Source organism: Vibrio sp. 1562 (genome assembly GCF_033340155.1).
GTDB lineage: Bacteria > Pseudomonadota > Gammaproteobacteria > Enterobacterales > Vibrionaceae > Vibrio > Vibrio alginolyticus.
In genome coordinates this window covers 1-2,123 of sequence record NZ_JAWOVY010000073.1, presented here as the reverse complement: position 1 = coordinate 2,123, position 2,123 = coordinate 1, and the positions used below count along the sequence as shown (strand labels likewise).

Sequence of the window (2,123 nt, the reverse complement as noted above, 5' to 3'; positions counted from 1 at the left end):
CGGTAAAGGCTCAGAAGCCGTCGTCGCCCAACTTCAACAGATGCAGACGGAAATCGCATTCGGTGGACCACTGAAGACGATGGATACGTCGCTCATCCCGAAAAAGCACCTCCCATGGTTGGTTAAACAGGATAACGTTAACCCGCAACGTTACGAATGGCTGCTCTACCGGCAGTTAACCTCACGACTGAATGGACGCATTTATTTGCCAAATGTTACCAAATACCGCGCACTGGAAGACGACCTGATCCCCCAGACATCGCAGGATACCTTGCTGGCCTCATCAACACTGGACAGACTAAAACAGCCCGCAGAGTTATTGTTACAGGAGAAACAACACCGGCTGGAAAGTGCACTCAAAGACGTTGCTCTCCATATTGATGAGGGAGACAATCGAAATGTGATCATGAAAAATCGTACCGGTACCCGCTGGCGTCTGCCGACCAAAAGCGCTACATCTCTGGTCAACAATCCCTTTTTTAAGCGAATGCAACCGGTCGGTATCGCGGATGTACTGCGGTATGTAGAGCGCGAAACCGGGTTCATGAAATGTCTGACTCATGTACTTCCGATACAAAAACAAGGGTTCACTCATCAGGATGATTTACTGGCCATTCTGATTGCCAACGCCACTCACCGTGGTGTGTATGGCATGGCGCAGATCTCCGATCGAAGCTATGAACACCTGAGTACGGTGCAGGCCAACTATATCCGGCCTGAAACGCTGCATGACGCCAGCGACGTGATCAATAATGCGGTTGCAGCGCTACCCATCTTCCGCCACTACCATATTCAGGAGGACCAGCTGCATGCCAGTGCGGATGGTCAGAAATTCGAAACCCATCTGGAAACCTTTAAAACCCGGTACTCCTCTAAGTATTTCGGCACCAACAAAGGGATCACGGCCATGACACTGGTGGCCAACCACAGCGCCCTCAATGCTCGGATCATCGGTTCCAACGAGCACGAATCACACTATATTTATGACCTGTTACAATCCAACAGCAGTGAAATCAAACCTGACGTACTCTCGACAGATACACACGGTGTCAATCATGTTAACTTCGCCTTACTGGATCTATGCGGTTACAGTTTTGCACCGCGATACGCGCAGTTCAGTAGTGTCATCAATGATCTGTTTGATGTGACTGAAAGTGAACAAGGCAGCACCATACTGGCGCTAAAGAAGCCTATCAGAACGAATGTTATTACAACGGGATGGCAAGATATCAGGCGTATTGTTCTGTCACTTCAGACAAAGCGGACGACACAAGCAATGCTGGTAAGAAAGTTGTCTGGTTACCCTTCTGGACACCCAATATTACAGGCTCTGACGGAGTATAATCGACTGGTTAAAGCGCAATATTTACTTGACTACATCGACGATGCCAGTTTGCGGCAGTATGTGCAACGTGCCCTGAACCGGGGAGAAGCATGGCACTTCCTTAGACGAGCCATTGCGTCGGTGAATGGTGATCAGTTCCGTGGCAAAAACGAGTCTGAAATCGCTATCTGGAATGAATGCGCAAGATTGCTTGCCAACGCGATCATCTACTTCAACTCCGCGATACTGAGTCATCTTCTGGGACACTTTGAAGCGAGAGGAGATGAAGAGAAAGCGGGTATCACTCGTGCTGTTTCGCCCGTTGCGTGGCAAAATATCAACTTAAGCGGAACGTATAACTTCACTAATACTGGGAAATTGCCCAATATTGGCGAAATAACAAGGCCGATAGTGGATGATTAGGCTCCAAGCTGAAAGTAAACCACCTCCGCAGCCATTTATTGGTGTGGTCTACAGAGGATTATGTCTTTTTAGAGGGGAAAATCCCTAGAACCCCACCTTGAGACAGAACGCGCCTTGGTCAGAATCCCAGTCGCTGGGCGGGTTTGCGCCTACGCTCTTGACCCCCACGAGGTCTGGAAAGGGTACGACAACGCCAAAGAATACGCGGCCTTCGTGACCAAGACGCTGGTCAACAAGGACGGCGATATTAAGCGCCGGATCATGTCGATGTTTAGCCCAGAGGAACGCCCAGACGACAGGGAGTGACGGGCACTGGCTGGCAATGTCTAGCAACGGCAGGCATTTCGGCTGAGGGTAAAAGAACTTTCCGCTAAGC

The 2,123-nt window shown here is 49.9% G+C and carries 2 protein-coding genes; one reads left to right on the top strand and one right to left on the bottom strand.

Annotation, left to right across the window (positions count from 1 at the left end; translation table 11 throughout):
- A partial coding sequence (locus tag R7Z49_RS23220; RefSeq protein ID WP_000452541.1) for a Tn3 family transposase occupies positions 1–1,747 on the top strand: 1,747 nt, incomplete at its 5' end.
- 84 nt (positions 1,748–1,831) lie between these two features.
- On the opposite strand, the gene R7Z49_RS28145 is transcribed toward R7Z49_RS23220, so the two are convergent.
- Positions 1,832–2,123 (bottom strand): hypothetical protein (locus tag R7Z49_RS28145; RefSeq protein ID WP_000696720.1); only part of this gene is annotated, 292 nt, incomplete at its 5' end.